Raw genomic sequence first — 24888 nt, forward strand, 5'->3', positions numbered from 1 at the left:
GAAGCTCACCGCCGCGACGAGCGCGTGGCCTTCAGGAACTCGCGATTGAGCGTTGTGATGCTCGTCAGCGGGATGCCCTTGGGACACGCCAGGGTGCACTCGCCGCTGTTGGTGCAGCCGCCGAAGCCCTCGGCGTCCATGGTGTCGACCATGTCGAGCACGCGTTGCGCGCGTTCGGGCTGGCCCTGCGGCAGCGAGTTGAGGTGGCTGACCTTGGCGGCGGTGAAGAGCATCGCCGACCCGTTGGGGCACGCCGCGACGCAGGCGCCGCAGCCGATGCAGGTGGCGTTGTCGAAGGCGAGGTCGGCGTCGGGCTTCGGGACCGGGGTGGCGTGGGCATCGGGGGCCGCGCCGGTGGGGGCGGTGACGTAGCCGCCGGCCTGGATGATGCGGTCGAAGGCCGAGCGGTCGACGACGAGGTCCTTGATCACGGGGAAACCCTGGGCGCGCCAGGGTTCGACGTCGATCACGTCGCCGTCGGAGAACGCGCGCATGTGCAGCTGGCACGTCGTGGTGGTCTCGGGACCGTGGGCCTGGCCGTTGATGACGACGCCGCACGAGCCGCAGATCCCCTCGCGGCAGTCGTGGTCGAACGCCACCGGCTGCTCGCCCGCGTCGATGAGCTGCTGGTTGAGCGTGTCGAGCATCTCGAGGAACGACATGTCGGTGCTGATGCCGTCGAGGGGGTAGTCGACGAGCCGGCCTTCGGCGTCGGGGCCGGTCTGGCGCCAGACGCGGGCGGTGATCTTCACGTGTAGCTCCGCTGGGTGGGGTGGACGTAGTCGAAGTTCAGGGCTTCCTTGTGCAGCACGGGTTTCTCGCCGTACTCCCAGGCCGAGACGTGCGCGAAGTGCTCGTCGTCGCGCGCGGCTTCGCCGTCGGGGGTCTGGTGTTCTTCGCGGAAGTGCCCGCCGCAGGACTCCTCGCGCACGAGGGCGTCGAGCAGGAGCAGCTCGGCGAGCTCGAGGAAGTCGGCGACGCGGCCGGCCTTCTCGAGCTCCTGGTTGAGCTCCTCGCCGGTGCCGGGGATGCGCACGTCGCGCCAGAACTCCGCGCGCAGCTCGGGGATGCGCTCCAGCGCCTTGCGCAGGCCGGCTTCGGTGCGGGCCATGCCGCAGTGGTCCCACATCATCAGGCCCAGCTCGCGGTGGAACGAGTCGACGCTGCGCGTGCCGTTCACGGCGAGCAGCCGGTCGATCCGCGCCTGCACGCCGGTCCGGGCTTCTACGACGGCCGGGTCGTCGGCGGTCACCTCGGTGAAGCCGCCGCGGCCGATGTAGTCGTTGAGCGTCGCCGGCAGCACGAAGTAGCCGTCGGCCAGCCCTTGCATCAGCGCCGACGCGCCGAGCCGGTTGGCGCCGTGGTCGGAGAAGTTGGCCTCGCCGATCACGAACAAGCCGGGCACGGTGCTCTGCAGGTCGTAGTCGACCCACAGCCCGCCCATCGTGTAGTGGATGGCGGGGTAGATGCGCATCGGCACCTCGTACGGGTTCTCCGCCGTGATGCGCTGGTACATGTCGAAGAGGTTGCCGTAGCGGGCTTCCACCGCGGCGCGCCCGAGCCGGGTGATGGCGTCGGCGAAGTCGAGGTACACCCCGAGCCCGCCCGGGCCCACGCCGTAGCCGTCGTCGCACACGTTCTTCGCGGCGCGCGAGGCGATGTCGCGCGGCACGAGGTTGCCGAAGCTGGGGTAGAGCCGCTCGAGGTAGTAGTCGCGCTCGTCCTCGGGGATCTCCGCCGGCGGGCGCGGGTCGCCCTTCTCCTTCGGCACCCAGATGCGGCCGTCGTTGCGCAGCGACTCGCTCATGAGCGTGAGCTTCGACTGGTGGTCGCCGGAGCGCGGGATGCAGGTCGGGTGGATCTGCGTGAAGCACGGGTTCGCGAAGTAGGCGCCACGCTTGTGGGCCCGCCAGATGGCCGACGCGTTGGAGCCCTTCGCATTGGTGGACAGGTAGAAGACGTTGCCGTACCCACCGGTCGCCAGCACGACGGCGTCGGCCAGGTGCGTCGTGATCTCCCCGGTCACGAGGTCGCGGGCGACGATGCCGCGGGCCCGCCCGTCGATCACGACCAGGTCGAGCATCTCCGTGCGCGGGTGCAGTTCCACGTTGCCCGCGTCGATCTGGCGCGACAAGGCCTGGTAGGCCCCGATCAGCAGCTGCTGCCCGGTCTGGCCGCGGGCGTAGAAGGTGCGCTGCACCTGCACCCCGCCGAACGAGCGGGTGTCGAGCAGACCGCCGTACTCGCGCGCGAACGGCACGCCCTGCGCCACCGCCTGGTCGATGATCTGCGCGGAGACCTCGGCCAGCCGGTACACATTGGACTCCCGTGAGCGGAAGTCGCCGCCCTTCACGGTGTCGTAGAACAAGCGGTGCACGGAGTCGCCGTCGTTGCGGTAGTTCTTGGCCGCGTTGATCCCGCCCTGCGCGGCCACCGAGTGCGCGCGCCGCGGCGAGTCCTGGAAGCAGAACTGCACCACGTGGTAGCCCTGCTCGGCCAGCGTCGCGCCGGCCGAGCCGCCCGCGAGGCCGGTGCCGACCACGATCACCCGGTGCTTGCGCCGGTTGGCGGGGTTCACCAGCTTCGCCGCGAACTTCCGCGCGCTCCACCGCTCGTCGATGGGCCCGGACGGTGCCCGGGTGTCGGTGATCGGCTCGCCGATCGTGTACTCGGGCATGCTCAGCTCACCCATCCGGTCATGACGGAGATCGGGACGATCATGAAGCCACCGGTGATCACCACGGCCAGCACGGTGCCGACGGTCTTGATCGTGCGGTCCTTGGTCGCGCTCTTGATCCCCAGGGTCTGCGTGGCGCTCCAGAAGCCGTGGTTGATGTGCAGCCCCAGCATCAGCAGCGCGACGAGGTAGATCACGTTCACCCACCACACCTGGAAGTCCACGACCACGTTGTGGAACGGCTGCTCGGGCACGAAGTCCCGGTTCGCGACCCCGACGGTGAGGTCGAGGATGTGCCACACGAGGTACACCGCGAGCGTCGCGCCGCCCCAGCGCATCGTGTGCGTCGCGAAGGTCGCCCGCGGCCGCTGCCCGTGCACGTACCGCACCGGTCTCGCCCTGCGGTCGCGTTGGGACAGCTGCACCGCCGCCGTGACGTGCAGCACCAGCGCCACCACGAGCACCGCGCGCTGGATCCACAGGAACCACGCGTACGGCAGTACCGGCTCGCCGATCGTGCGCAGCCAGGCCGCGTAGTGGTCGAAGGTGTCCGCGCCGAAGAAGATCTTCAGGTTGCCCGCCATGTGCGCGAGCAGCCAGACGACGAACAGCAGGCCGGTCGCGGCCATCACGACCTTCTTGCCGATCGACGAGTCCCAGAAAAGCCGCACCGCCGGGCGCTTGCGCCGAGCGGTGGCGAGTTCGCTTGCCACGGATCCGACGGTAAGTCCGGCCCGACGAGAGGGCAAACACATGATTCCTCTTATCACCAGAGCCAATGCCTATGATGAGGTTCATGCAGTTCCAGCAGCTCGCGTATTTCCTGGCAGTGGCCGAGACGCGGCACTTCACCCGCGCCGCCGAGCAGGAACGTGTGGCGCAACCCTCACTGTCACAACAGATCCGCGCGCTCGAACGCGACGTCGGCGCCACGCTGTTCCACCGCGTCCGCGGCAACGTCACGCTCACCGAGGCCGGCGAGGCGCTGTTGCCGATCGCCCGGCGGATCCTGGCCGAGACCGAAACGGCGTACCGGGTGATCCGCGAGCTCGACGAGCTGGGTCGCGGGCGGGTGCGCCTGGGTGCCACGCCCAGCCTGTGCACCGGCCTGCTGCCGGTGATGCTCGCGGCGTTCCGGCGCACCTACCCCGGCATCGAGCTGGTGCTGCACGAAAGCGGTTCCCGCGACCTGCAGACCGAGCTGTCCGAGGGCGCGCTCGACCTCGCCATGATCGTCGACAGCCGCGTGCGCGACGACCCCCGGCTGCAGAGCACGCCCCTGTTCGTGGAGGAGCTCGTCGTGATCTCGCCGAAGCACGAGCCCGCGCCGGTGCGGGGACGGCTGGCGATCGGCGACCTGAAGGACCGGCCGCTGGTGATGTTCCGCCGCGGCTACGACCTGCGCGAAGCCACCGTGAACGCCTGTCGTGCCGCGGGTTTCGACCCGGCGTTCGCCATCGAGGGTGGCGAGATGGACGCGGTGCTCGAGCTGGTGCAGGCGGGTCTCGGGCTCGCCGTGGTGCCGAGCACCGTGGTCGGCGACCGCTTCCGGATGACGCAGTTCACCGCACCGGGCCTCACGCGGGTGGTGCGCCTCGCCTTCCGCCGTGACGTCGAGCTGCCGCGCGCGGCCCGGGCGTTGCAGGAGGCGATCGTCCGGTTCCTGGCCGGCGGGGGTGGGGTCGGTCACCTTCCGCTCGGGATCCGGTCGCTCGCGACCCATGATCAACTCGGCGGACCCGAAGGGAGTGCGTGACGGCAGGGGCGCTGAACGAGCAGTCGGCCGTGCGGGTGCTGGAGATCGAGGGGACGCGGTTCACCTACGTGGTCGACGGCGCGCTCGACATGGTCCGAGGGAAGTTCTTCCCCGGGATCCCGGAGACGTACTGGACCGAACACCCGGAAGCGCTCGACGCGAAAGGCCGGGTCGCGGTGTTCTTCCCGGCGGCCACCTACCTCGTGGCTGCCGACGAAGGGGCGCCGCACGGGCGCGGCGAGGCCATCCCGGGCGCGCCGGGCCGATCCGAGGTGATCGAGCCGATCGCGAGCACGCACGAGGTGATCGCCGACGGCGACGAGATCTTCCCCGGCGTGCGCGCCAGGCGGGCGAGCCCGTGGAGGCCGAAGCCGTGCTGCCCGCACCGCGCGTGGTGGGGGACTGAGGCCGCTCCACCCGTCGGGGTAAGCCCGTGGACAGGGTGTGGTGCGGGTGCTATAAACGGGCTACTCCATACTGCATACAACATCCAGTCGAGCGGGTGACGCCATGTCCGAGCCCCAGCCTGCCACCGCGGTTCGCGAACTCCTGGACGTCTACGGGCGTCGGTACCGGGTCGGGGAAAGCGACCTGGACCTGCTCGGCCGCCCCCGGAGCTGGATGCTCTGGCTCAGCGGTGCGGCGATGTTCGCGGCCGGGCTGCAGCAGTACGGGTTCGGCGCCATCGCCCCCGTGCTCACCAGCGCGCACGGCTGGACGTTCACCGAGGTCGTGGTGTCGCTCGCCGTCTGGGCCGTGGCACAGGCGAGTGTGGTGTTCCCCGCCGCGTGGCTGCGCGACCGCGGCCGGCTGTCACCGTCGTTCGCCGTGGTGCTGGGGGGATTCCTGTGCGCGATCGGCCTGGTGACCCTGGGGCACGCGTCGAGCCTCGCCGTCGTCTTCGTGGGCTACTCGCTGCTCGGTGGCATCGGCACAGGACTCGTGTACGGCACGTGTGTCGGCGCCGTGATGCGCTGGTTCCCCGACCATACGGCGACCCGCGTCGGCGCGATCAGCGGGGCGTTCGCCTACGGCAGCGTGCCGTTCGTGCTCGTCGCCGGGTTCGGCCTGGGCGTCGGCAACCGCGGGGTGCTGCTGGACGTGACGGCGGCGCTCGTGCTCGTCGTCGTGGCCGGTTCGGGTGTGCTGCTGCGGTACCCGCCGCGGAACTGGTGGCCGACGGGTGCGCCGGACCCGCGGGAGTGGGCGCGTGACAAGGTGCGCAACCGCACCGTCTCGGTCAACCGCCCCGCCGTGCGGCACTACCGCCCGGCCGAGCTCCTGCGCTGCGGCACGACGCTCGCCCTGTACGTCACGGTGGTGCTGGCCGCCGCCGTGCTGCTGTTCGACCTCGCCTACCTCGCCACGTTCGTCGCCGAGCAGGGCGGTGGCGCGGGGCTCGCGGCGGTCGCGCTCGCGGTGCTGGCCGGGGTGACCGGCACGGGCCGGGTGCTGCTCGGCTGGCTGTCGGATCGGCTGGGCCGCCGCCGGATCCTGCGGCTGGCACTGGTCGCCGGCGGCATCGGCCAGTTCGTGCTGTTCTACTCCGGCGAGCACCGCCACGCCGTGGGCCTCGTGCTCGGCGTCGCGCTCGCCGGGCTCGGCAACGGCTGTTGCTACACGCTGCTCACGGGCCTGGTGCGCGAGTACTTCGGCGAAGAGTCGGCGTTGCAGAACTTCGGTGTGCTCTACAGCGCCAAGGCGGTCGGCGCCCTGCTCGGCATCGGGCTCGCCACGCTCGTCGTCACGGCGCACGGCTACTTCGGCGCCTTCGCCGCGGCCGGGCTGCTCAGCCTGATCGGCGCGGTCCTCACCGGACGGCTCACCCAGCCGGGCCGGCCCAAGTCGCTGCTGCCCGCACGCTGACCCCGGAGGTGGCCCCATGGGCCGGATGACCAGCAGACGCCGTGTGTTCCGTGTCGTGGATGGCGAGCTCACGATGCGCCCGGACACCCTGAGCGCCGAGGAACCACTCGAGATCCGCGTGGCGGGCAAGGCGCTCACGATCACCATGCGCACCCCCGGCAGCGACTTCGACCTCGCCGCGGGGTTCCTCGTGGGTGAGGGAATCGTGAACGAGGGTGCCGACATCGCGGGGATCCGGTACTGCGCCGGGGCCACGAGAGCCTCCGGGGACGGTTCCAACACCTACAACATCGTCGACGTCGTGCTGCGTGCCGGTGTGCCGCTGCCGGACCCGTCGATCGAGCGCAACTTCTACACCACGTCCTCCTGCGGCCTGTGCGGCAAGGCGAGCCTCGACGCCGTGCGCACGACCCTGCGGTGGCCGGTGACGGCCGATCCGCTGGCCGTCGGGCCGGAGGTGCTCACCGGGCTGCCCGACGCCCTTCGCGAGGCGCAGAAGGTCTTCGACCGCACCGGCGGCCTGCACGCGGCCGGCCTCTTCGACGCCGCCGGCCGCCTGCTGTGCGTGCGTGAGGACGTCGGGCGGCACAACGCGGTGGACAAGGTCGTGGGCTGGGCCGCGCGCGAGGGCCGCCTGCCCCTGACCGGGTGCCTGCTGATGGTGAGCGGGCGGGCGTCGTTCGAGCTGGTGCAGAAGGCGGCGATGGCTGGGATCCCGTTGCTGGCGGCGGTTTCCGCGCCCTCGTCGCTCGCGGTCGAGCTGGCCGAGGAGGTCGGGCTCACGCTCGTCGGGTTCCTGCGCGGCCGCTCGATGAACGTCTACACCCGCGCCGACCGGCTCGGGCTGCACGATCCGTTGCGGCTCGTCGACCGCTGAGACCGACGGTGCCCTGGGGGAAGGCCCCGTCCGCCGCACGGCAATCGCGGCGGACGGGGCCGTTCGAGGTGGTTCAGCGGTTGGCCGAGTACGAATGCGCACCCGCACCGGCGAGGTTGCCGCCGTCGACGATGAGGTACTCGTCGCGGATCGGGGTGCCCGCGAACCACGATTCGAGGATCTCGCGGGTGCCCGCGGCGTAGCGGGTCTGGGCCGAGAGCGTGGAGCCCGAGTGGTGGGGCGTCATGCCGTGGTGGGGCATGGTGCGCCACGGGTGGTCGGCCGGCGCGGGCTGCGGGAACCAGACGTCGCCGGCGTACCCGGCCGGCCGGCCGCTCTCCAGCGCCCCCACGATGGCGTCGGGGTCGGTGATGCGGGCGCGGGCGGTGTTGATCAGGTACGTGCCCCGCTTCATGGACGAGAGGAGCTGTTCGCCGAACAGGCCCTCGGTCTCCGAGCGCAGCTGCGCGTTGATCGTCACCACGTCGCAGTGCGGCACCAGGTCCGCGGCGCTCTCGTGGAACGTCACGCCCAGCTCCTGCTCGACCTCGGCCGGCAGGCGGTGCCGGTCGGTGTGGTGCAAGTGGACGCCGAACGGCTTGAGGCGACGCAGGACCGCGGAGCTGATGCGGCCGGCGGCGACCGTGCCGACGTGCATGCCCTCGAGGTGGTAGGACCGCGAGACGCAGTCGGCGATCTTCCAGGCGTCGGTTCGGACCACACCGACCTCGACTCGGCGATCGCGCGCGGCGTGACGGTGGCCGAGGTGACGTACTCCAACCGCGTCAGCGTCGCCGAGCACGTGATGATGATGACCCTGTCGCAGGGGCGCAACTACCTGCCCTCGTACCAGACCGTGCCCGAAGGCGACTCGCCTTCGGGCACGGGGGCTGGCCGTCGGGACAGCCGTCGAGGTGGGGCAGGTCGTCGCGCGCGTAGCTGGAGGGGTAACCGTGGACGGGGTCGTCGTACAGCACGCAGAGCGCCCTTGCCATGGCGTGTCTCCCGAGGTTTTCGCTGGCAGACAACGACTTTCACCTTCCTCCGGTGCGCGAAGGGGGTCAAAGCGTCAGTGCCTGTGCCGAGATGGACCCCGGCTGTCGCACGGGCGCCAGGAACCCCGCGAGCACGCGTTCCAGCACACCCCGCACGTCGACCTGGGGGGCACGTCGGGCAGTGCGCGGGTCACGAGCCCGATCGGGGGCGGCCGGGCCGGTGCGTCCAGCGGCACCACGCGCACGCCCGGCGGCACGCCGAACATGGGCAGCCAGGCGTGGGAGATCACGCTCGACCAGCGCCGCGCGGCGACGCGCGCGTAGAGGCTCGACTCGGTGTCGGTCTCGATGGCGGGGACCACCGACGCACCGACCTCGGCGAAGAACTCGTTGAGGATGCGCCGGTTGCGCATCTGCCGGCCCAGCAGGCACAACGGCACCGTGGCGACCTCGGCCCAGCGCACGCGGTCGCGGCCGGAGCCGGCGCGTGATCTCCCGCGACGGCAACGATTCCAGCGTCACGCGGGCGTGCGGGTGGCGTTCGCGGAACGGGGTGGTGAGCAGCGTCGCGGCGGTGACCGAGGCCGGGATCGTGCCGATGCGCAGCACCCCGGAGAGGCTGCTGCGCATCGTCGAGAGGTCCTGGCGCAGGCTGTCGCACTCGGCGAGGATCCGGTGCGCCCACAGCAGCACGCGCTCGCCCTCGGGCGTCAGGCCCTCGAAGCGCCGGCCCCGGCGCACGACCGGCGAGCCCAGCTCGTGCTCCAGCTTCCGGATCGCGGCCGACAGCGATGGCTGCGAGACGTGACAGGCGTCGGCGGCGCGGGCGAAGTGTCGTTCCCGGGCAAGGGCGACGAGGTACTCCAGTTGGCGTAGCAGCACAACTCATCCTCGCAGTCCGGGCACGGCCGGGGAAGATCCCGAGGGCTCAGGTCAGGTGCCGGAGCACGGCCGCCACGGCGGGCGAGGGATCACCGGCGGGCCGGGTCACGGTGATGTGCCAGGTCGGGCCCCCGCGGCTGAACGAGCGCGGCGTGAGATCGGAGAACCGGCCGGCGACCGAAGCGGGCAGGATGCACGCACCGAGGTCGTGGCGCACCAGCTCCGCCGCGGCCGCCACGTCGGTGACCTCGTGGGCGACCGTGCGCCGCACCTGCGCGGTGTGGAACGCGCGGTCGGTCGCCTCGCGGTTGGCCCAGCCGGGCGCGAAGTCGACCACGGCCGCCGCGGCCGCGTCCGCCGCGCTGATCGGCCGGTCGGTGCCACGGTCGCCCGCCGGGGTCAGCAGCACCATGGCCTCACGCCGCAGCGGGCGGCTGACCAGGCCGTCACCTGCCACGCAGTCCTCCACGGCCACCAGTGCGTCCACAGAGGACTCGTGCACGGCCGAGCGCAGCTGCCGCGGCGGCACCACCTGAACCTGGACCTGCACGCCGGGGTGTTCCCGGCGCAGCGCCGCCAGCGTCCGGTGCGGATCGGGCCACGCGCCGGGCATCACGCCGATCCGCACGCGCCCACTGAGCTTCCAGCGGGCGCCGTCCACAGTGGCGCGGGCGTGTTCGGCCGCCTTCAGCGCGGCACGGGCGGCGGGCAGGAACGCGCGGCCCGCCGGCGTGAGGGCGACGCGGTGCGTGGTGCGTTCGAACAGCGAGGTGCCGAGGTCGCGTTCGAGTGCGCGGACCACTGTGGACACCGTCGACTGCACGGTGTGCAGGCGGTGCGCCGCGGCGGTGAACCCGCCCTCCTCGGCGACCGCGACGACGATCTCCAGCTGCCGCAGGTCCATCCGTCCTCCTCGCTTTCACGGCACGGTCGCTTTCACGGCACGGTCGCTTTCAGGGCACAGTCGCTTGCAGGGCACAGTCGCTTTCAGGGCAGGGGCAGCAGTTCCACGTCGCCGCCCCGCCACCCCGGCGGCACCACCGCGAGCGCGTCGGCGAGCGCGGCGCCCCACAGCGAGCCCGGGCGGTCGTGCCCCACCGGCGTGACGTCGCCACCCGAGCGCACGACCGGCACGAGCCGGGTGTCGGTCGGGTGCCCGGGCAGCGGGGCCGCGGCCCAGCCCGTGACGGGTGCCGGTACACGGTGTCCACCCAGCTCCCGCAGCAGCGGCACGAGCAGCGTGAGCCCGGCCCCGAGCGCCGCGAACGGGTTGCCGGGCAGCCCAACCACACATCGGCCGTCGGGCAGCACCGCGAGCAGCTGCGGGTGCCCCGGCCGCACCGCGACGCCGTCCACCCGCACGTCGGCCAGCAGCGCCCGCAGCACGCCGCGCAGGTGGTCGGCCGGCCCCTTCGAGGTGGCGCCGCAGACGACCACCACGTCGGCGTCGTCGTCGGCCAGCGCGGCCGTGAGGGCCTCGGCCCGGTCGGCCAGCCGCACGAGGCCGTGGTCGTCGGCACTCGCGGCCCGCAGCAGTCCGGGCAGCAGCGGCCCGATCGCGTCGCGCACCCGCCCGGGCGCCGGCACGCCCGAGGTCTGCACCTCGTCGCCGGTCACCACCATCGAGACGCGCGGCCGGCGGTGCACCAGCAGCGTGTCGTGGCCCACGGCCGCCGCCGCGCCGAGGACCGCGGCGGTGACCGTGGTCGACGTGCCGAGCAGCTGCTCGCCTTCGGGACAGTCCTCGCCCCGGCGGCGGATGTGCTTGCCGGTGACCACCTGCCCGCTCACCCGACGTCCACTGTGGACGGCCTGCTCGACCGGCAGCACCGCCCGCGTGCCGGCCGGCACGGGCGCGCCCGTGGCGATCTCGAGCGCCGTGCCGTGCGCGAGCACCCCGGCGTAGGGCGCTCCGCCGGCCCGGACCGCGCCCACCACGGTCCACGGCCCGGGTCCGGCGACGGCGTACCCGTCCATGGCGGAGTTGTCGTACGCCGGCATCGGCACCAGGGCACGGACCGGGCTCGCCAGCGCCCGGCCCAGCGCTTCGGACAACGGCAGCTCCACCGCCTCGAGCGGTTTCACCGCGTCGCGGGCGATCCGGCGGGCCTCGGCCCATCCCCGGTGCATGGTCTACCTCCTAGTCCGCCCGGACCACGGCGCCGACCTCGGTCATCGCCCCGGTCCGCTCGTCGTACACGAACCCTCGCACGGACGCGGTGTGCGGCAGGAACGGACTGCTGCGCACGCGGCGCAGGCACTGGCGCACGTCCTGCTCGGCGTCGGTGAACGCCTCGGCCGACCAGGGCGGCCGGATCCCGGTGCCCTCCTCGACCTGGCGCGCGAACTCCGTGTCCGTGAAGGTTCGCATGCCGCAGTCCTCGTGGTGCACGAGGATGATCTCCCGGGTACCCAGAAGCCGCTGGCTCACCGCCAAGGACCGGATCGCGTCGTCGGTGACCGCGCCGCCGGCGTTGCGGATCACGTGCGCGTCGCCCTCTTCCAGGCCCAGCAACCGGTACACGCTGATGCGCGCGTCCATGCACGCCACCACCGCCACGCGCCGGCGCGGCCGTTTCACCAGCCGGCTGTGGTCGAGGCCACGGTGGTAGCGTCCGGCGTTGGCGACCAGCGCGTCGATCTCGCGCCCGGTCACGGCGTGCCCGCGAGGACCTCGCGCACCAGCCGCGCCGTCTCGCTCGGGGTGCGCCCGACACGGATGCCCGCCGCCTCCAGCGCGGCCTTCTTCGCGATGGCCGTGCCGGCGGACCCGGAGACGATCGCGCCGGCGTGGCCCATCGTCTTTCCCTCGGGAGCGGTGAACCCGGCGACGTACCCGACGACGGGCTTGCTCACGTTGGCCTTGACGAAGGCGGCCGCGCGTTCCTCGGCGTCGCCGCCGATCTCACCGATCAGCACGATCACGTCGGTGTCCGGGTCCTTCTCGAACGCCTCGACCGCGTCGATGTGCGTGGTGCCGATCACCGGGTCTCCGCCGATGCCGACGCAGGTGGAGAAGCCGATGTCGCTCAGCTCGTGCATGAGCTGGTAGGTCAGCGTGCCCGACTTCGACACCAGCCCGATGCGCCCGGGGCCGGTGATGTCGTCGGGGATGATGCCGGCGTTGGACCGGCCGGGGGAGACGATGCCGGGGCAGTTCGGGCCGATGATCCGCGTCTTGCCGCCCTTGGCCACGGCGTGCGCCCAGAACACCGCGGAGTCGTGCACCGGCACGCCCTCGGTGATCACCACGGCCAGGCCGATCTCGGCGTCGACGGCCTCGATCACCGCGTCCTTCACGAACGGCGGGGGTACGAACAGCACCACCACATCGGCGCCCGTCTCGGCCATCGCGTCGGCGACGCTGCCGAACACGGGCAGCTCGTGGTCGCCGACCGCCACCTTCTGCCCGGCCTTGCGCGGGTTCACGCCGCCGACCACGTTCGTGCCCGCGGCCAGCATCCGCTTGGTGTGCTTCATGCCTTCGCCGCCGGTCATGCCCGACACGACGACACGGCTGTTCTCGTCCAGGAAGATCGCCACTTCTCAGGCCTCCGCACTTGCAGGAACGATCGCGAGCTCGGCCGCTTCGAGAGCGGCTTCGTCCATGGTCTCGACCACGGTCACGAGGGGGTGGCCGGCTTCGGCGAGAATGCGCCGGCCCTCGGCCACGTTGTTGCCGTCGAGGCGCACCACGAGCGGTTTGGTCGCGCGGTCGCCGAGGATTCCCAGCGCCTGCACGATGCCGTCGGCCACCGCGTCGCACGCGGTGATGCCGCCGAAGACGTTCACAAACACGCTGCGCACGTCGGGGTCGCCCAGGATCACACCGAGCCCGGCCGACATCACCGCCGCCGACGCGCCGCCGCCGATGTCCAGGAAGTTCGCGGGTCCGCGCGCGCCGACCTTCGAGGCCGCCGCGGCCACGACGTCCAATGTGGACATGACCAGGCCGGCGCCGTTGCCGATCACGCCGATGTCGCCGTCGAGCTTCACGTAGTTGAGGCCCTGTTCGGCGGCCTGGCGCTCGAGCGGGTCGCCGGCGTCGGGGTCGGCGAACGCGGCGTGGTCGGCGTGGCGGAACTCGGCGTTGGCGTCGAGGGTGACCTTGCCGTCGAGCGCGATCACCGCGCCACTCTTGGTGCGGGCCAACGGGTTGACCTCCACCAGCGTGGCGTCCTCGGCGACGAAGACCTCCCACAGCCGCACGAGCGCGTCGGCGATGTCGTCGGCCACCTCGGCCGGGAACTGCGCCGCGGCCACGATCTCGGCCGCCTTCGCGTGGTCGACCCCGGCGAGCGCGTCGACCGGCACCTTGGCCAGCGCCTCGGGCCGGGTCGCGGCGACCTCCTCGATCTCCATGCCGCCGGCCACCGACGCCATGGCGAGGAACGTCCGCTCGGCGCGGTCGAGCAGGTAGGACACGTAGTACTCCTCGGCGATCTCGCTCGCCTCGGTCACCAGCACCTTGTGCACGGTGTGGCCCTTGATGTCCATGCCCAGGATGTCGTCGCCGACCTGTTCGGCGTCGTCGGGCGAGGCGGCGAGCTTCACGCCACCCGCCTTGCCGCGGCCGCCCGTCTTCACCTGCGCCTTCACCACGACGGTGCCGCCGATCACCACGGCGGCCGCGCGAGCTTCCTCCGGGCTCGTGGCAACGCGGCCGCGGGGGACCGGTACGCCGTGCGAGGAGAAGAGCTCTCGCGCTTCGTGTTCGAAGAGATCCATCGGAGTCCTTCCTGCCGGGCCGTCGAGGCCGCGAACGGGACTGGGGGGGACGAACAGGGGCCGCCTGACATGCGGTCATCCGCGCCGGGTCCGGCGAAAAAACCTGCGGAAAAACGTGCGGATGGCCCTGGACAGCGGGCCGCTCGGAGAGTAATCCTAATGCCTACCTCATACGGTATGCAATCTACAGTTTTCGACGAAGGCGTCGCTGACCTGGAGGGATGTCCCTTCGCCAGGGCTGTGGACCACGGCAGTGCAGACCTGGGAGCGCACCGGAACGAGCGCGCGGATCAGAGAGGTCCGGCGTGAGACAAGAGGAGTTGAGCAATGGCGCCAACCACGACCGGCCAGAACGTCGACAAGGACCGGGCCGCCCCTGAGACGAACGGCGGCCAGCCGGCCTCGGAGACGATCTCCGGTGGGCACCTGGTGGCCAAGGCGCTCAAGGCCGAGGGCGTCGACACGATCTTCACCCTGTGCGGCGGGCACATCATCGACATCTACGACGGCTGCGTCGACGAGGGCATCAACGTCATCGACGTCCGCCACGAGCAGGTGGCCGCCCACGCCGCCGACGGCTACGCGCGGATCACCGGGAAGCCGGGTTGCGCCGTGGTCACCGCGGGCCCGGGCACCACCGACGCGGTGACGGGCGTGGCCAACGCCCTGCGCGCCGAGAGCCCGATGCTGCTGATCGGCGGCCAGGGTGCCCTGAGCCAGCACAAGATGGGCTCACTGCAGGACCTTCCGCACGTGGACATGATGACCCCGATCACGAAGTTCGCCGCGACGGTTCCATCGACCGCTCGCGCGGCCGACCTCGTGTCGATGGCGTTCCGCGAGTCACTGGCGGGCGCCCCCGGCCCGGCGTTCCTGGAGATCCCGCGCGACGTGCTCGACGCCCGGGTCCCGCTGTCGGCCGCGCGGATCCCCGAGGCGGGCCGCTACCGCGCGTCCACCCGCAGTGCCGGCGACCCGGCCGACATCGAGAAGCTCGCCGACCTGCTGGTGCACGCGAAGAAGCCGGTGATCCTGCTGGGCAGCCAGGTCTGGACCACTCGGGCGGCCGAGCCGGCGGCGGAGCTCGTGCGCACGCTGAACATCCCCGCGTACATGAACGGCGCCGGCCGCGGCACCCTGCCGCCGGGCGACCCGCACCACTTCCAGCTCTCGCGCCGGTACGCGTTCGACAACGCCGACGTGATCGTGATCGTCGGGACGCCGTTCGACTTCCGCATGGGTTACGGCAAGCGGCTTTCGCCGAACGCCACGGTGGTGCAGATCGACCTCGACTACAAGACCGTCGGCAAGAACCGCGACATCGACCTGGGCCTCGTCGGCGACGCCGGCCAGATCCTCGCCGGGGTGTCGCAGGCCGCGTCGGGCCGCGTGGACAACGGCGCGCCGGCGCGCAAGCCGTGGCTGGAAGAACTGCGCGCGGCGGAGGACAAGGCGAAGGAGAAGCGCCTGCCGCAGCAGCACTCCGACGCCAACCCGATCCACCCGTACCGGCTCGTGCACGAGATCAACGAGTTCCTCACCGAGGACTCGATCTACATCGGCGACGGCGGCGACATCGTCACCTTCTCCGGTCAGGTCGTGCAGCCGAAGTCGCCGGGCCACTGGATGGACCCGGGCCCGCTCGGCACGCTCGGCGTCGGCATCCCGTTCGTGATGGCCGCCAAGCACGCCCGCCCCGACAAGGAGGTCGTCGCGCTCTTCGGCGACGGCGCGTTCTCCCTCACCGGCTGGGACTTCGAGACGCTGGTGCGGTTCAACCTGCCGTTCGTCGGGATCGTCGGCAACAACTCGTCGATGAACCAGATCCGCTACGGCCAGGCCCAGAAGTACGGGCTGGAGCGCGAGCGCATCGGCAACACCCTGGGCGACGTGCCCTATGACCAGTTCGCCCGCATGCTCGGCGGTTACGGCGAAGAGGTCCGTGACCCCAAGGACATCGCGCCGGCCCTGCAGCGCGCCCGTGAGTCGGGCAAGCCGTCGCTGATCAACGTCTGGGTCGACCCGGACGCGTACGCCCCCGGAACCATGAACCAGACGATGTACAAGTAGTCGGGAGGCAGGAAAGATGGGAAAGGCACTTGAGGGCGTCCGCGTCCTCGACATGACCCACGTCCAGTCGGGACCGTCGTCGACCCAGATCCTCGCCTGGCTCGGCGCGGACGTGATCAAGGTGGAGACGCCGGGCCGCGGCGACATCACGCGCGGCCAGCTGCGGGACCTGCCCGGAGTGGACAGTCTCTACTTCACGATGCTGAACGGGAACAAGCGCAGCATCACGCTCAACATGAAAAGCGAAGAAGGCAAGGAGATCTTCACCAAGCTGGTGTCCGGTGTGGACATCCTGGTGGAGAACTTCGGCCCCGGTGTGGTCGACCGCTTCGGCTTCTCCTGGGAGAAGCTGCAGGAGATCAACCAGGGACTGATCTACGCCTCGATCAAGGGCTTCGGCCCGGGTCGCTACGCCGACTTCAAGGCCTACGAGGTCATCGCGCAGGCCATGGGCGGCTCGATGAGCACCACCGGGTTCGAGGAGGGTCCGCCCACCGCGACCGGCGCGCAGATCGGTGACTCCGGCACCGGCATCCACCTCGTGGCCGCGATGCTCGCCGCGCTGTACCAGCGCACGAACACCGGCCGCGGCCAGCGGGTGCAGGTCGCCATGCAGGACGCGGTGCTCAACCTCTGCCGCGTCAAGCTGCGCGACCAGCAGCGCCTGACCCACGGTCCGCTCGGCGAGTACCCCAACGAGGTGTTCGGCGACGAGGTGCCGCGCTCGGGCAACGCCTCCGGCGGTGGCCAGCCCGGCTGGGCGGTGCGCTGCGCGCCCGGCGGCCCCAACGACTACATCTACGTGATCATCCAGCCGGTCGGCTGGCAGCCGCTCACCGAGCTGCTGGGCCAGCCCGAGCTCGCCGAGGACCCCGAGTGGGCCACCCCCGAGGCCCGGCTGTCCAAACTGGACAAGGTGTTCGCGCTCGTGGAGCAGTGGACCGAGCGCCACACCAAGTGGGAGGTCATGGAGAAGCTCAACGCCCACAACATCCCGTGCGGCCCGATCCTGTCCACGAAGGAGCTCATCGAGGACGAGACGCTCGCCGAACTCGGCTCCGTGGTCGAGATCGACCACCCCGAGCGCGGGAAGTTCAAGACCGTCGGGTGCCCGCTCAAGCTGTCCGACTCCCCGGTGGACATCGAGCGGTCACCGCTGCTGGGCGAGCACAACGACGAGGTGCTGACCGAACTCGGCTACGCAAGTGACGACCTCGAGCGGCTGCGCACCGCAGGCGTGATCTAAGGAGATTCCGGATGACCACGGGAACCGGCCGCGAAGCGGTCGAGAAGATCCTGGCGCAGGCGGCGGCCGAGGGCCGGTCGTCGCTCACCGCCCCCGAAGGCCGCGCGGTGTGCGAGGCCTACGACATCCCCACCCCGCAGGAGCGCCTCGCGACCTCGGCCGACGAGGCGGTGGCGCAGGCGCAGGAGATCGGCCTGCCGGTGGTGCTGAAGATCGTGTCGCCCGACATCCTGCACAAGACCGAGGCCGGCGGCGTGCTCGTCGGCCTGCGCACGGCCGAGCAGGTGGCCGAGGGCTACGCCACGATCCTGGCCAACGCCAAGGCCTACAACGAGAACGCGAAGATCGTCGGCGTGCAGGTGCAGCAGATGCTGACCACCGGCCAGGAGGTCATCATCGGGTCGGTCACCGACCAGACCTTCGGCAAGATCGTGGCGTTCGGCCTCGGCGGCGTGCTCGTCGAGGTGCTCAAGGACGTGACCTTCCGGCTGGCCCCGACCAGCGAGGACGAGGCACTGTCCATGGTGGACGGTATCGCGGCCGCCGAGATCCTGAACGGCGTCCGCGGGGCGGAGGCGGTGGACAAGAAAGCCCTCACCGGCATCATCCACAAGCTCTCGCAGCTGGTCACCGACTTCCCACAGCTCGCCGAGGTCGACCTCAACCCGGTGCTCGCCACGGCCGACGGCGCCACCGCCGTCGACGTGCGCATCCTGGTCGACCCGGACGCGGCGAAGGAGCCGGTGCGGTTCACGCAGGAGGAGATCCTCGCGTCGATGAACCGGATCATGAAGCCGGCCGCCATCGCGGTGATCGGGGCTTCGGCCGAGGCCGGCAAGATCGGCAACTCGGTCATGAAGAACCTCGTCAACGGCGGCTACGCGGGGGAGATCCACCCGATCAACCCCAAGGCGTCGGAGATCCTCGACCGCAAGGCCTACGCCAGCATCGCCGACGTACCCGGAGACGTGGACGTCGCGGTGTTCGCCATCCCGGCGAAGTTCGTGGCGGCCGCGCTGGAAGAGGCCGGCGCGAAGGGCGTGGCCGGGGCGATCCTGATCCCGTCCGGGTTCGGCGAGACGGGCGAGATCGAGCTGCAGAACCAGGTCGTCGCGATCGCGCGCAAGCACGGCGTGCGCATCCTCGGCCCGAATATCTACGGCTACTACTACACCCCCGAGAACCTGTCGGCGACCTTCTGCACCCCCTACGACGTCAAGGGTGGTGTCGCGCTCTCCTCGCAGAGCGGCGGCATCGGCATGGCGATCCTGGGGTTCAGCCGCTCGGCCGGCATGGGCGTGTCGTCCATCGTGGGCGTGGGCAACAAGGCGGACATCGACGAGGACGACCTGCTCACCTTCTTCGAGCACGACGAGAACACCCAGCTCGTCGCGATGCACCTCGAAGACCTCAAGGACGGCCGCTCGTTCGCCGAGACCGCCAAGCGCGTGTCGGCGAAGAAGCCGGTGGTCGTGCTCAAGGCCGGGCGCACCTCGCAGGGCGCCAAGGCGGCGAGCTCGCACACCGGCGCGCTGGCCGGCAACGACAAGGTCTATGACGACATCCTGCGCCAGAGCGGCGTGATCAGGGCACCGGGACTCAACGACATGCTCGAGTACGCCCGGGGCCTCCCGCTGCTGCCCACGCCGAAGGGCGAGAACGTCGTCATCATCACCGGCGCCGGCGGCTCGGGTGTGCTGCTGTCCGACGCCTGCGTGGACAACGGCCTGTCGTTGATGGAGATCCCCGGCGACCTCGACGAGGCGTTCCGGAAGTTCATCCCGCCGTTCGGCGCGGCCGGCAACCCGGTGGACATCACGGGTGGCGAGCCGCCGTCGACCTACCGGAACACGATCGCGCTCGGGCTGTCCGACGAGCGAATCCACTCCTTGATCCTCGGCTACTGGCACACGATCGTCACGCCGCCGATGGTGTTCGCCGAGCTCGTGGTGGACGTGGTCGAACAGTTCCGCCGCAAGGGGATCCACAAGCCGGTGGTGGCGTCGCTCTCCGGGGACGTCGAGGTGGAGGCCGCGAGCGACCACCTCTACGCCAACGGGATCGTCGCCTACCCCTACACGACCGAGAAGCCCGTGGCGGTGCTCGGTGCCAAGTACCGCTGGGCGAGGTCGGCCGGTCTGCTCGGTTGATCACTTCCGGCGAGAGGGAAGGAGGCGTATCTTGCCGGACACCTAGCCGTCGGTGAAGCGGGGGAAGACACAGACGTTAGAAGCGCCGGGCGCGCGCGGTCGCGCCCGGCGGGGGACCAGGAGCCACCCCGTTCAGAGGGAACCGAAGTCAACGTTGACGAAAGAGAACTCTCATGACCGCAGCCTTACCGACGTACCAGGAGATCGTCGACGACAACGGACGCAAGTACCGGATCGGCGAGAGCCCGCACGACATCATGGGCCGCTCCCGAGCCTTCATGGTCTGGTTGCCGTGGATCGCCATGATGGCGGTCAGCGTGTTCGAATACGGCTGGGGAGCCGTCGAAGGAACACTCGAAGAGAAATACGGCTGGTCGCTGTCGGACGCGTTCTGGCTGGCCAGCATCTGGGCCGTTTTCCAGGCCGGGGTCGCGTTCCCGGCCGGGCGGCTGCGTGAGAAGAACATCGTCTCGGCCAAGACCGCCATGCTCATCGGCGCGGTCTGCTCCGGGGTCGGGTACTTCACCATCGCGCACAGCGGGAACCTGGTACTCGCGTTCATCGGGTACTCGGTGCTCGGCGGTACCGGCGCCGGGCTGGTCTACGCCACCTGCATCAACATGGTCGGCAAGTGGTACCCGGAGAAACGCGGTGCCCGCACCGGGTTCGTGAACGGCGGGTTCGCCTACGGTTCCGTGCCGTTCATCTACCTGTTCAGCGCGTTCCTCGGCCACGAGAACCTGACGATCACGCTCGACGCCATCGGCCTCTACATGCTGATCATCGTCGGGATCTGCGGGTTCCTGTTCAAGGACCCGCCGAAGAACTGGTGGCCGGCCGAGGTCGACCCCATCGCGTGGCTGAAGGGCAAGGCGACCGGCAACGCGAAGAGCCTGGAGAAGAACCCGCCGGCCGTCCGGCAGTTCACGCCGATGGAAGCGATCAAGACCGGCATGCTCCCGCTGATGTGGGTCACGCTGATCGTGATCGGCGGTGTGTCGTTGTTCGGCATCAACTTCCAGGTGCCGTTCGCCGAGGAGAGCCACTTCGGCGCGTTCGTCGCGGCGTCCTCGGCCGGCATCCTCGCGATCGTCAACGGCGTCGGCCGCGGCCTCGTCGGCTGGGCGTCGGACCGGATCGGCCGCAAGGCCACGCTGTTCTGGGTCCTGGTGATCGCGGCCGTCGCCCAGTTCGGCGTGATGTGGTCGGGCAACTCGCACAGCTTGTTCTGGTTCATGGTGTTCGCCGTTCTGACCGGGTTCGGCAGCGGCGCGTTCTACCCGCTGTTCGCCGCGCTCGTGCCGGACTACTTCGGTGAGAACCACAACGCCACGAACTACGGCCTCGTCTACAGCGCCAAGCTGATCGGTGGGGTCGGCGGTGGTGGTCTGGCCGCCGGCGTGATCGCGGCGTGGGGCTACACGGGTGCCTACATCCTGGCCGGCTGCATCGCGCTGCTGTCGGCCGTCATGGTCCTGTTCCTGCGTCAGCCGGGCCGCCGCGGCGGCACGACCTCGTCGGAGCAGGAGGGTTCGGGCCTCGTCGCGGAGGCCTCACCCGCCACCGGGAGCGCCGGCAACTGACGCCAGCCGGAGTACCCCGGGGATGAGGGCCAGGGAGTGAGGGGGCGGTTGACGCCCGCCCCCTCACTCCCTGGCTGCTTCGGGCCGCTCGTGGAACGCCTGACGCGTGCGTTCCGTGTGGTGGGCCATGATCTTCTCGGCCTTGTCGACGTCGTGCGCCGCGACGGCCTCGATCAGCTCGGCGTGCTCGTGCCACGCGTCGTGCCCGCGGGGCCGGGCGATCGGCGTGTAGTACCAGCGCACGCGGCGGTCGACGAGCCCGATCAGCTCGGCGAGCACGGCGTTGCCGGTGAGCTCGGTGAGGAACGCGTGCAGGTCGGCGTTGGCCGTGACCAGGCCCTCGCTGTCGTCGGCGGCCAGTGCCGCGAGCCCGGCGTTCTGCAGCTCCCACAGCCGGGCGATGTCCGCTTCGGTCGCGCAGCCCGCGGCCAGGCGCGCCGAGTGGGTCTCCAGGACCGCGCGGACGCCGAGCAGCTGGTCGGCCTCCTCGTCGGTGGGCATGTGCACGAAGGCGCCCTGCGCCGGCCGCAGGTCGACCCAGCCCTCGGTCTGCAGGCGTTGCAACGCTTCGCGCACCGGCTGGCGGCTCACGCCGAGGTACTCGGCGAGGTCGGCTTCGACCAGGTGCTGCCCGGGCTCGAGCGTGCGGTTGATGATCAGCTCGGCCAGCGCTTCGTACACGACCTGGCGCAGTGGCGCCGGCCGTTCCACGCGCTGGGCCGACTTGGCCGCGAGCGACCCCTTGGCCGTCCGCCGACCGGTGGGCCCGCGCTCGGGCAGGGGAGAGGCGGTCTGGGTCACGGGGCACCTCGTCGATCCGGAATACGCGTGTGGTCGGAGAGCTCGGAGTCCGCGTGAACGCGGGTACTCGCGATGCTGGAGCCAGAATACAGGTTTTGGTATGCAAAATCCCAACTCTTCGCCCTGTGGTCTGAATCTCACCCGAAGTGGATCAATCGGACCACCCGAAATGACCGCCGGCGCTGGGCTCTCGTGCTCCGCCCGGGTGTCATCGGCGAATTCCATGACCGGATCCTGGCGCTGAGTCAGATCGCGGGATACTGTATGCAATCGCTGTGTTCGACCGAGCGGGAGGCACACCATGCGGGTTGCTGTTCTGGGCGCGGGCGCGATCGGCGCCTACGTGGGTGCGGCCATGCACCGAGGCGGCACCGAGGTCCATCTGGTCGCGCGCAAGGCGCACCTCGAGGCGATGCGCGAACACGGAGTGCGGGTGCTCAGTCCTCGCGGAGACTTCACCGCGCATCCCCACGTGACCGACGATCCGGCCGAGATCGGCCCGGTCGATTTCGTCTTCCTCGGGCTGAAAGCCCATTCCTACCCGAGCAGCGGCGAGCTGCTCGCACCACTGCTGGGCCCCGACACCGCGCTCGTCGCGGCGCAGAACGGGATCCCGTGGTGGTACTTCCACGGCCTGACCGGGCACCCCCTCGAAGGCCACCGGGTCGAGACCGTGGACCCGGACGGCGAGACCAGCCGGGTGATGGCGGTCGAGCGCGCCATCGGGTGCGTCGTCTACTGCTCGACCGTGATCGAGGAGCCGGGCGTGATCCGGCACCTCGAAGGCACGCGCTTCTCCCTGGGCGAGCCGGCGGGCGGGGTTTCGCCCCGCTGCGTCGCGTTGTCGGAGGCGATGGTCGCGGGTGGCCTCAAGGCGCCCGTCGAGCCGAACCTGCGCGACGACATCTGGGTGAAGCTCATGGGCAACGTCGCGTTCAACCCGTTGAGCGCGCTGACGCGGGCGACGATGGCGCAGATGTGCGAGCACGAGGACACGCGCGAGCTCGTGGCCACGATGATGACCGAAACCCTCGCCATCGCCCGCGCGGCGGGCGCGAATCCCCAGGTCTCCGTGGAGAAGCGGATCGACGGGGCTTGGCGCGTCGGGCACCACAAGACGTCGATGCTGCAGGACCTCGAGGCGGGCAAGCCGCTGGAGATCGACGCGATCATCGGCGCCGTGGTCGAGCTCGCCGGGATCACCGGGGTGCCGGCGCCCGCGCTGCGCCACGTCCACGCGGCCATCGGCTTGCTGAACCGCACGGCCACCGCCGTGCCGGTCGGCTGAAACCCATCGCACCACCCGAGGAGAGACACCATGAAGCGCAGGAAGGACACCACGCCGTACGCCCGGCTGACCGAGCCGCTCGTCCGGGACTCCGGTGTACTGCGGCCGGCGACGTGGGAAGAGGCGCTCGACCGCGCCGCGGCGGGGTTCCGGAGCACGCTGGAGACGAAGGGCCCTGAGGCCTTCGGCATGTTCTCCTGCGCGCGGGCCACCAACGAGATGAACTACGTGGCCCAGAAGTTCACCCGCGCGGTGATGGGGACGAACAACGTGGACTCGTGCAACCGCACCTGCCACGCGCCGAGCGTCGCCGGTCTGGCGCGCGTGTTCGACAGCGGCGGCGGCACGTCGTCGTACGCGGAGATCGAAGACGCCGACGTGATCGTGATCTGGGGCGGCAACCCGCGGGAGGCGCATCCCATCTTCTTCCAGCACGTGCTCAAGGCCGTCCACAAGGGAGCGAAGCTCTTCGTGGTCGACCCGCGTCAGACCAGCACGGCGAAGTGGGCGCACCGGCAGCTGCAGCTCGAGGTCGGTACCGACATCCCGCTGGCCAACGCGATCGCCCGCGAGATCATCCACTCCGGACTCGCGAACACCACGTTCATCGAGCGGGCCACGGAGGGCTACGAGGAGTTCGCGGCTTCGGTGGAGCCGTGGACGCTCGAGGTTGCCGAGCAGGCCACGAAGGTGCCGGCCGAGCTGATCAGGGAGCTGGCCCACACCTACGCCCGCGCCGACCGCGGCCAGATGTCGTGGACGCTGGGCATCACCGAGCACCACAACGGCACCGACAACGTGCTGTCGCTGATCAACCTGTCGCTGCTGGCCGGGCAGGTCGGACGCTACGGCGCCGGCCTGAACCCGTTGCGCGGGCAGAACAACGTGCAGGGCGGCGGCGACATGGGCGCGATCCCCGACCGGCTGCCCGGGTTCCAGGACGTGCTCGACCCGGCCGTGCGCGCGAAGTTCGACGCGGCGTGGGGCTCGACCATCCCGCCGTACAAGGGCAAGAACCTCACGCAGATGCTCGAGGCCATGGAGGACGGCACGCTGACCTGCGTGTACGTGATCGGGGAGAACCCGGTGCAGTCCGAGGCCGACTGCGAGCACACGATCAAGCGCCTGTCGAACATCGAGCACCTGGTCGTGCAGGACATCTTCCTGACCAAGACCGCGCAGCTGGCCGACGTGGTGCTGCCCGCGTCCGCCGCGTGGTGCGAGAGCGACGGTACCTTCACCAACAGCGAGCGGCGCGTGCAGCGCGTGCGCAAGGCGGTGAACCCGCCGGCCGGTGCCCGCGACGACATCGAGCTGATCTGCGAGCTCGCCCGGCGCCTGGGCCACGACTGGCACTACAGCGGTGAGGACGGCCGCGAGGTGTGGGACGAGCTGCGCTCGCTCTCGCCGATCCACGCGGGCATGAGCTACCCGCGGCTCGAGGAGCTGGGCGGCATCCAGTGGCCGTGCTACAGCGAGAACACGCTCGAACCGTCGTACCTGCACGCGCGGCTGTGGGCCGAGGACCCGGCCGAGCGCGGCCGTCCGGCGCCGTTCACAGTGCTGCGCCACAGCCCGCCGGTCGACGTGCTCGACGACGAGTTCCCGCTGCGGCTCACCACGGGCCGGCGGCTCGATTCGTACAACACCGGCGTGCAGTCGGGCGGGTTCCCCTCGCCGCGCCGGCGCGGCGAGACGCTCGACCTGTGCTCGGCCGACGCCGCCCAGCTGGGTGTCGCCGAGGACGAGCTGGTGCAGGTCTCGTCGCGGCGCGGGGCGATCGTCGCCCCGGTGCGGATCGACGAGGGGCTGCGGCCGGGCCTGGCGTTCATGACGTTCCACTTCCCGGACGAGGTCGACGTCAACGTGATCACCATCGAAGCGACCGACCCGGTGGCGGGCACGGCCGAGTACAAGGCCGCGGCGATCCGCGTGGACAAGCTGCCCGCCGACGCGGTCGTGGGCTGAG

At 70.7% G+C, this 24888-nt stretch carries 22 protein-coding genes and 2 pseudogenes; 12 read left to right on the forward strand and 12 right to left on the reverse strand.

The window, feature by feature from the left end; all coding sequences use genetic code 11:
• Positions 1–5: 5 nt before the first annotated feature.
• From ACWEOE_RS30930 to ACWEOE_RS30940, 3 genes are read right to left on the reverse strand one after another with little or no spacing between them, the layout of a single operon-like run.
• On the reverse strand, positions 6–752 hold the full coding sequence (locus ACWEOE_RS30930; RefSeq protein ID WP_452015351.1) for a succinate dehydrogenase/fumarate reductase iron-sulfur subunit: 747 nt from the start codon (positions 750–752) through the stop codon (positions 6–8).
• Positions 749–2692, reverse strand: coding sequence for a fumarate reductase/succinate dehydrogenase flavoprotein subunit (locus ACWEOE_RS30935; protein WP_452015353.1), 1944 nt, complete (start codon positions 2690–2692; stop codon positions 749–751). Before ACWEOE_RS30935 ends, ACWEOE_RS30930 begins: the two co-directional genes overlap by 4 nt.
• A complete protein-coding gene (locus ACWEOE_RS30940; RefSeq protein ID WP_452015355.1) occupies positions 2680–3390 on the reverse strand; it encodes a succinate dehydrogenase cytochrome b subunit in 711 nt (236 codons plus the stop codon). The genes ACWEOE_RS30935 and ACWEOE_RS30940 overlap by 13 nt, the downstream gene beginning before the upstream one ends.
• A gap of 83 nt (positions 3391–3473) precedes the next feature.
• Here ACWEOE_RS30940 and ACWEOE_RS30945 point away from each other — a divergent pair, with 83 nt between their 5' ends.
• The 4 genes from ACWEOE_RS30945 to fdhD are packed head-to-tail and all read left to right on the forward strand — an operon-like array spanning position 3474 to position 7176.
• Entirely contained in the window at positions 3474–4433 is a 960-nt protein-coding gene (locus ACWEOE_RS30945; RefSeq protein WP_452015357.1) for a LysR family transcriptional regulator, read from the forward strand.
• Positions 4430–4939, forward strand: coding sequence for a hypothetical protein (locus ACWEOE_RS30950; protein WP_452015359.1), 510 nt, complete (start codon positions 4430–4432; stop codon positions 4937–4939). The genes ACWEOE_RS30945 and ACWEOE_RS30950 overlap by 4 nt, the downstream gene beginning before the upstream one ends.
• A gap of 4 nt (positions 4940–4943) precedes the next feature.
• Positions 4944–6299, forward strand: coding sequence for an OFA family MFS transporter (locus ACWEOE_RS30955; protein WP_452015361.1), 1356 nt, complete (start codon positions 4944–4946; stop codon positions 6297–6299).
• A 16-nt stretch (positions 6300–6315) separates the two neighbouring features.
• On the forward strand, positions 6316–7176 hold the full coding sequence (fdhD, locus tag ACWEOE_RS30960) for a formate dehydrogenase accessory sulfurtransferase FdhD (RefSeq protein ID WP_452015363.1): 861 nt from the start codon (positions 6316–6318) through the stop codon (positions 7174–7176).
• Positions 7177–7249: 73 nt separating this feature from the next.
• Here the strand turns inward: fdhD and ACWEOE_RS30965 are convergent, their stop codons facing one another.
• Complete coding sequence (locus tag ACWEOE_RS30965) at positions 7250–7897, reverse strand: NAD-dependent formate dehydrogenase (protein ID WP_452015365.1); 648 nt, start codon at positions 7895–7897, stop codon at positions 7250–7252.
• Positions 7898–7927: 30 nt separating this feature from the next.
• Here ACWEOE_RS30965 and ACWEOE_RS30970 point away from each other — a divergent pair.
• A pseudogene (locus tag ACWEOE_RS30970) lies at positions 7928–8047 on the forward strand (NAD-dependent formate dehydrogenase); the annotation flags it as partial.
• Positions 8048–8245: 198 nt separating this feature from the next.
• Here ACWEOE_RS30970 and ACWEOE_RS30975 read toward each other — a convergent pair.
• Positions 8246–8635, reverse strand: a complete 390-nt coding sequence (locus ACWEOE_RS30975; protein WP_452015367.1) for a LysR family transcriptional regulator substrate-binding protein — start codon at positions 8633–8635, stop codon at positions 8246–8248.
• A 92-nt stretch (positions 8636–8727) separates the two neighbouring features.
• On the opposite strand from ACWEOE_RS30975, the gene ACWEOE_RS30980 reads away from it, so the two are divergent.
• Entirely contained in the window at positions 8728–8979 is a 252-nt protein-coding gene (locus ACWEOE_RS30980) for a hypothetical protein (RefSeq protein WP_452015369.1), read from the forward strand.
• Here the strand turns inward: ACWEOE_RS30980 and ACWEOE_RS30985 are convergent.
• The 6 genes and pseudogenes from ACWEOE_RS30985 to sucC all read right to left on the reverse strand — a co-directional run.
• A pseudogene (locus ACWEOE_RS30985) lies at positions 8928–9053 on the reverse strand (LysR family transcriptional regulator); the annotation flags it as partial. The gene ACWEOE_RS30980 and the pseudogene ACWEOE_RS30985 sit on opposite strands and share 52 nt — an antisense overlap.
• A 46-nt stretch (positions 9054–9099) precedes the next feature.
• Positions 9100–9957, reverse strand: a complete 858-nt coding sequence (locus ACWEOE_RS30990; RefSeq protein ID WP_452015371.1) for a LysR family transcriptional regulator — start codon at positions 9955–9957, stop codon at positions 9100–9102.
• An 83-nt stretch (positions 9958–10040) separates the two neighbouring features.
• Positions 10041–11183: a molybdopterin molybdotransferase MoeA gene (locus ACWEOE_RS30995; RefSeq protein WP_452015373.1), complete on the reverse strand. Its 1143-nt coding sequence runs from the start codon at positions 11181–11183 to the stop codon at positions 10041–10043.
• A 10-nt stretch (positions 11184–11193) separates the two neighbouring features.
• Entirely contained in the window at positions 11194–11709 is a 516-nt protein-coding gene (locus tag ACWEOE_RS31000; protein WP_452015375.1) for a beta-class carbonic anhydrase, read from the reverse strand.
• Positions 11706–12596 (reverse strand): succinate--CoA ligase subunit alpha, encoded by an 891-nt coding sequence (sucD, locus tag ACWEOE_RS31005; RefSeq protein WP_452015377.1) that lies wholly within the window; start codon positions 12594–12596, stop codon positions 11706–11708. The genes ACWEOE_RS31000 and sucD overlap by 4 nt, the downstream gene beginning before the upstream one ends.
• A 3-nt stretch (positions 12597–12599) precedes the next feature.
• Complete coding sequence (sucC, locus tag ACWEOE_RS31010) at positions 12600–13781, reverse strand: ADP-forming succinate--CoA ligase subunit beta (protein ID WP_452015379.1); 1182 nt, start codon at positions 13779–13781, stop codon at positions 12600–12602.
• 327 nt (positions 13782–14108) lie between these two features.
• On the opposite strand from sucC, the gene ACWEOE_RS31015 reads away from it, so the two are divergent.
• From ACWEOE_RS31015 to ACWEOE_RS31030, 4 genes are all read left to right on the forward strand, one after another.
• Positions 14109–15851 (forward strand): thiamine pyrophosphate-binding protein, encoded by a 1743-nt coding sequence (locus tag ACWEOE_RS31015; protein ID WP_452015380.1) that lies wholly within the window; start codon positions 14109–14111, stop codon positions 15849–15851.
• Between the two features lie 16 nt (positions 15852–15867).
• On the forward strand, positions 15868–17097 hold the full coding sequence (frc, locus tag ACWEOE_RS31020) for a formyl-CoA transferase (protein WP_452015381.1): 1230 nt from the start codon (positions 15868–15870) through the stop codon (positions 17095–17097).
• Positions 17098–17108: 11 nt separating this feature from the next.
• Positions 17109–19247, forward strand: coding sequence for an acetate--CoA ligase family protein (locus ACWEOE_RS31025; RefSeq protein WP_452015383.1), 2139 nt, complete (start codon positions 17109–17111; stop codon positions 19245–19247).
• A 173-nt stretch (positions 19248–19420) separates the two neighbouring features.
• Positions 19421–20830, forward strand: a complete 1410-nt coding sequence (locus tag ACWEOE_RS31030; protein WP_452015385.1) for an OFA family MFS transporter — start codon at positions 19421–19423, stop codon at positions 20828–20830.
• A 63-nt stretch (positions 20831–20893) separates the two neighbouring features.
• Here the strand turns inward: ACWEOE_RS31030 and ACWEOE_RS31035 are convergent, their stop codons facing one another.
• A complete protein-coding gene (locus tag ACWEOE_RS31035; RefSeq protein ID WP_452015387.1) occupies positions 20894–21631 on the reverse strand; it encodes a GntR family transcriptional regulator in 738 nt (245 codons plus the stop codon).
• Between the two features lie 301 nt (positions 21632–21932).
• Here ACWEOE_RS31035 and ACWEOE_RS31040 point away from each other — a divergent pair, with 301 nt between their 5' ends.
• Positions 21933–22919: a 2-dehydropantoate 2-reductase gene (locus tag ACWEOE_RS31040; RefSeq protein WP_452015389.1), complete on the forward strand. Its 987-nt coding sequence runs from the start codon at positions 21933–21935 to the stop codon at positions 22917–22919.
• 30 nt (positions 22920–22949) lie between these two features.
• On the forward strand, positions 22950–24887 hold the full coding sequence (locus ACWEOE_RS31045) for a molybdopterin oxidoreductase family protein (protein WP_452015391.1): 1938 nt from the start codon (positions 22950–22952) through the stop codon (positions 24885–24887).
• Position 24888 lies beyond the last annotated feature (1 nt).

The organism is Amycolatopsis sp. NPDC004368, from assembly GCF_053602515.1.